Annotated in this window: 2 protein-coding genes; both read left to right on the top strand. The window is 72.7% G+C overall.

Going from position 1 to position 5,677, the window contains the following annotated elements; all coding sequences use genetic code 11:
* The coding region (locus tag VF746_30530) for an amino acid adenylation domain-containing protein (protein HEX8696795.1) at nucleotides 1–2,086 on the top strand (2,086 nt) is incomplete at its 5' end.
* Between the two features lie 14 nt (nucleotides 2,087–2,100).
* Nucleotides 2,101–5,677, top strand: a 3,577-nt coding sequence (locus tag VF746_30525; protein ID HEX8696794.1) for an amino acid adenylation domain-containing protein, incomplete at its 3' end; no start/stop codon positions are given.

Below are 5,677 nucleotides of genomic sequence, written 5' to 3'. Positions count from 1 at the left end.
CGGGCTCGAATACAACACCGACCTGTTCGACCGCGGCACGATCCGGCGGATGCTGGGGCACCTGGAGCGCGTGCTGGAAGAGGTCGCCGCGGATGCGGACGTGCGCCTCTCGAAGCTGGCGCTGATGGACGATGCGGAGCGGCGGCAGGTGGTGTCGGAGTGGAACGCCACGGACGCCGCGTACCCGCGGGAGCGCTGCATCCACCAGCTCTTCGAGGCGCAGGCGGATCGCACGCCGGCCGCCGTGGCCGTGGTGTTCGAGGGCGGCGAGCTCACCTACGGGGAGCTGGACGAGCGGGCCAACCGGCTCGCGTGGCACCTGGCCGGGATGGGCGTGGGTCCGGACGCGCGCGTGGGGCTGTGCCTGGAGCGTGGCCCGGAGATGATGATCGCGGTGCTGGGGATCCTCAAGGCGGGCGCGGCCTACGTCCCGCTGGATCCCGCCTACCCCGCCGAGCGCCTGGCGTACATGCTGGAAGACTCGGCCGCGCGGGTGCTGCTGACGCAGCGGAGCCTGGCGGAGCGGCTTCCCGCGGGCGAGACCCCGGTGGTCCGCCTGGACGCCGACGCAGCCGAAATCGCGCGACAGAGCGCCGCGCGTCCGCGGGTGCCGGTCGCGCCCGGCCACCTGGCCTACGTCATCTACACCTCCGGGAGCACCGGGCGGCCCAAGGGCGTGGCGATGCCGCACCGGCCTCTGGTCAACCTGCTCGCCTGGCAGGCAGGCGACTGGCGCGTGCCGGGGGCCGCGGTCACGCTGCAGTTCGCCACCATCAGCTTCGACGCCTCGTTCCACGAGATCTTCTCCTGCTGGATGGCAGGGGGACGGGTGGTGCTGATCGCGGAGGAGCTGCGCTACGACCCGGCGGGGCTGCTGGAGGTGATGGAGCGCGCCGGGGTGGAGCGGCTCTTCATGCCGGCGGTGGCGCTGCAGCAGCTGGCCGAGGTGGCGGACGCGAGGGGCGTGGTGCCCTCGCGGCTGCGCGAGGTGCAGACGGCCGGGGAGCAGCTGCGCATCACGGAGCCGATGCGGCGCTGGTTCGCCGCGCTGGGAGCGCCGCTGCACAACCACTACGGCCCCTCCGAGACGCACGTGGTCACCGCGCTCGCGCTGGAGGGAGATCCGGCCGGGTGGCCGCTGCTGCCAGGGATCGGCGGGCCGATCGCGAACACACAGTGCTACGTGCTCGACGCGCGGCTGCGGCCCGCGCCCATCGGCATTCCCGGCGAGCTGTACCTGGGCGGCGACTCCCTGGCGCGCGGCTACCTGGCGCGCCCGGCGCTGACGGCGGAGCGCTTCTCCCCCGATCCGTTCGCGACCGTCCCGGGAGCGCGGGTCTACCGCACGGGCGACCGCGTGCGGTGGTTGGCGGATGGCGGGATCGAGTTCCTGGGACGGACCGACGAGCAGGTGAAGATCCGCGGCTTCCGGATCGAGCCGGGGGAGGTCGAGGCCGTCCTGTCGGACCACGCGGACGTGCGCGAGGCGGTGGTGGTGGTGCGGGAGGACGCGCCGGGCGACCGCCGGCTGGTGGCGTACGTGGTGGCGGACGAGCCGGCGGCGGTCACCCCCGCCGAGCTGAGGGCGCACCTGAAGGGGCGCCTCCCGGAGTACATGGTGCCGTCGGCGGTCGTGGTGCTGGAGTCGCTGCCGCTGACGCCGAGCGGGAAGGTGGCCCGGCGGGCGCTGCCGGAGCCGGAGTACGCCGCGGCGGAGGAGCGCCACGTGGCGCCGCGGACGCCGACCGAGGAGGTGCTGGCGGGGATCTGGGCGGAGGTGCTGCGCCTGGAGCGGGTGGGGGTGCACGACAACTTCTTCGATCTCGGCGGCCACTCGCTGATGGCCACGCGCATGGTGTCGCGCATCCGGGCCGTGCTCTCGGTGGAGCTGCCGCTGCGGGCGCTGTTCGAAGGGCCGACGGTGGCGGAGCTGTCGGTGCGCGTGGAGGAGATGCGCCGCGCGGAGGTGCCGCTGCTGCCCCCCGTGGTGCGCAGGAGCCCCGCGTCCGATCCCTATGATTCGATCTCCAGCCTCGACGAGCTGTCCGACGACGAGCTGGACCTTCTCCTGAGCACCCAATCGTGAAGGATCGAACCGGGATGCCTGAAGTCGATTCCACCGCCGGACTGTCCCGCCTCCAGAAGCAGGAGCTGCTCCGGAAGATCCTGGCCGAGAAGAGGCGGCCGCGCACGGAGCCGGCGTCCTACGCGCAGGAGCGGCTCTGGTTCTTGGACCGGCTCGCCCCGGGGAGCAGCACCTTCAACATCCCCGTGGGATGGCGCCTGGGCGGCGCCCTGGACGAGGCGGCGCTGGAGCGGAGCTTGGGCGAGATCGTCCGGCGTCACGAGGCGCTGCGGACCACGTTCGCGGAAGTCGACGGCGCGCCCGTGCAGGTGATCGCGCCCTTTGGCGGGTTCGTGCTTCCGATCGACGATCTCTCCCGGCTCGCGGACGTGGATCGCGAAGCCGAAGTCCGGCGCCGCGCCGGCGAGGAGGCGCGGCGTCCGTTCGAACTCTCGGCCGGGCCGCTCTTCCGCGCGGTGCTGCTGCGGGTGGACGAGGAAGACCACGTGCTGCTGCTCACGATGCACCACATCGTCAGCGACGGGTGGAGCCTGGGGGTTCTCTTCCGCGAGCTGTCGTCGCTGTACGGGGCGTACCACGAGGGCAGAAAGTCGCCGCTCGCGGAGCTGCCGGTGCAGTACGCCGACTACGCCGTCTGGCAGCGCGAGCAGTTGGAGGGGGAGTCGCTGAAGTGGCAGCTCTCGTACTGGAAGGAGCGTCTGGCGGGCGCGCCCAGGGTGCTCGACCTGCCCACCGACCGTCCCCGTCCGGCGGTGCGGACGCACCGGGGCTCCGCCGTCTGGACGGAGCTCTCCCCGGAGGTGCTGGAGCGGCTGCAGGCGCTGGGACGGAGCGAGGGCGCGACGCTGTTCATGACGCTGCTGGGCGCCTTCCAGGTGCTCCTCTCGAAGTACAGCGGGAGCGAGGACATCGTCGTGGGGAGCTCGATCGCCGGGCGTACGAGCGGGGAGGTGGAGGAGCTGATCGGCTTCTTCATCAACTCCCTGGTGCTGCGGACGGATCTCGGTGGGGATCCGAGCTTCCGGGAGGTGCTGCGGCGGGTGCGGGCGGTGACGCTGGGCGCGTACGAGCACCAGGATCTTCCCTTCGAGAAGCTGGTGGCCGAGCTGCAGCCGGAGCGGTCCCTGAGCCACTCGCCGCTCTTCCAGGTGTCGTTCTCGCTGAACAACCCGGACGGCTCCGGGCTCGGCCTGCCGGGGCTGCGGATCGAGCCCGTCTACCCGGACGCCGAGACCGCGAAGTCCGACCTGAGCCTCGCGTTCGTGAATGACCCGCGGGGTCTGAGGGCGGCTCTGAACTACAGCACGGACCTGTTCGACGAGGGCACCGCCCGGCGGATGCTGGGGCACCTGGAGCGGGTGCTGGAGCAGGTCGCCGCGGAAGCGAACGTGCGCCTCTCGCGGCTGGACCTGCTCGGCGAGGCGGAGCGCGCGCTGGTGCTGGGGGAGTGGAACGCGACGGAGGCGGAGGTTCCCGCCGAGCTGTGCATCCACCACCTCTTCGAGGCGCAGGTGGAGCGCGCGCCGGGGGCGGTGGCGGTCTCGTACGAAGCCGAGTCGCTCTCGTACGCGGAGTTGAACGCGCGCGCCAACCGGCTCGCCCACCACCTGAAGGGCCGCGGCGTGGGACCGGACGTGCGGGTGGGGATCTGCATGGAGCGCAGCCTGGAGATGGCCGTGGCGCTGCTGGCCATCCTCAAGGCGGGCGGCGCCTACGTCCCGCTCGACCCGGCATATCCGGCGGACCGGCTGCGCCAGATGCTCCAGGAGAGCCGTCCCCGGCTCCTGCTGGCGCACGCGGCGACCGGGACGCTCTTCGCGGACTCGGACATCCCGGCGATCGACGTCGAAGCCGACGCGCCGGAGTGGGCGGGCCGTCCCGCGACCAACCCGGATCGTGGGAATCTCACTCCCGACCACCTGTGCTACGTCATCTACACCTCGGGCTCCACGGGGAGACCCAAGGGGGTGATGAACGTCCATCGCAACGTGGTCAACCGGCTGGTCTGGGGGCAGGAGGCCTGGGGGATGGGCCCGGCGATGCTCTGCAAGACGTCGCTGAACTTCGACGGGTCCCTGCGCGAGCTGTTCTGGCCGTGGAGCGTGGGCGCGCGGGTGGTCCTCGCCCGTCCGGAGGGTCACCGCGACCCGGACTACCTGCTGGAGACGCTGCACCGGGAGGGGATCACCACGGTGAACCTCGTCCCCTCCATGCTGCAGGTCCTGCTGGAGCACCCCAGGGTGGAGCTCTGCACGGGGCTGGAGCGGGTGCTCTGCGGGGGCGAGGCGCTGCCGGTCGCGCTGCTGCAGCGCTTCCACGAGCGGCTGCCGCACGTGGCGCTCCACAACCTCTACGGTCCTTCCGAGGCGGCCACGGCCCTGGCGGCGCTCCACTGCGCGCCGGAGGAAGCGCGGGCCACGGTGCCCATCGGGCGTCCGACGGGGAACGTGCGCGTGTACCTGGTGGACGGGGCGGGGCGGCCGGTGCCGGTGGGCGTGCCCGGAGAGCTGCTCATCGGGGGCGCGGGGGTGGCGCGCGGCTACCTGGGGCGCTCCGACCTGACGGCGGAGCGGTTCGTCCCCGATCCCTTCGGTGGCGAGCCCGGCGCGCGGCTGTACCGGACGGGAGACCTGGCCCGGTGGCTGGCGGACGGCAGGATCGAGTTCCTGGGGCGGAACGACTTCCAGGTGAAGATCCGCGGCTTCCGCGTCGAGCCGGGAGAGGTGGAGGCGGCGCTGGCGTCGCACGCGGCGGTGCGCGAGGCCCTGGTGGTGGCGCGCGAGGACGGGCCGGGTGACCGGCAGCTGGTGGCGTACGTGGTGGGCGAGGTGGAGACGGACGCGCTGCGCGAGCACCTGCGCCAGAGCCTGCCGGAGTACATGGTGCCGGCCGCCTTCGTCGTCCTCGACCGGATTCCGCTGAACCCGAACGGGAAGGTGGACCGCACGGCGCTGCCGGCGCCGGAGTACGGGGCGGCGGAGGACGCGTACGTGGCGCCGCGGACGCCGGCCGAGGAGGTGCTGGCGGGGATCTGGGCGGAGGTGCTGCGCCTGGAGCGGGTGGGGGTGCGCGACAACTTCTTCGAGTTGGGCGGGCACTCGCTGCTCGCCACGCGGGTGGTCTCGCGCATCCGGGAGGTGTTCGGCGTCGAGCTGCCGCTGCGGGCGCTGTTCGAGGGGCCGACGACCGCGGAGATGGCCGCGCGCGTGGAGGAGATGCGGCGCGCGGAGCTGCCGGTGCTTCCGCCGGTGGTGCCGGTGGAGCGGACGGGGGCGCTGCCGCTCTCCTTCGCGCAGGAGCGGCTCTGGTTCATCGACCAGCTGGAGCCGGGAAGCGCCGTCTACAACATCCCCATGGCATGGCGCCTGGGCGGTGCGCTGGACGGGGCGGCGCTGGAGCGGAGCCTGAGCGAGATCGTCCGGCGTCACGAGTCGCTGCGGACCACCTTCACGGAGGTGGACGGCTCGCCGGTGCAGGTGATCGTGCCCTTCGGCGGGTTCAGCCTCCCGGTGGAAGATCTGTCGAGCGAGGCGGATCGGGAGGCGGCGGTGCGCCGCCGCGTCGGCGAGGAGGCGAGGCGGGCGTTCGATC

Source organism: Longimicrobium sp. (assembly GCA_036389795.1).
GTDB lineage: Bacteria > Gemmatimonadota > Gemmatimonadetes > Longimicrobiales > Longimicrobiaceae > Longimicrobium.
Note: the sequence above shows the minus strand (reverse complement) of the source record. Positions and strands in the feature narration are given on the sequence as shown.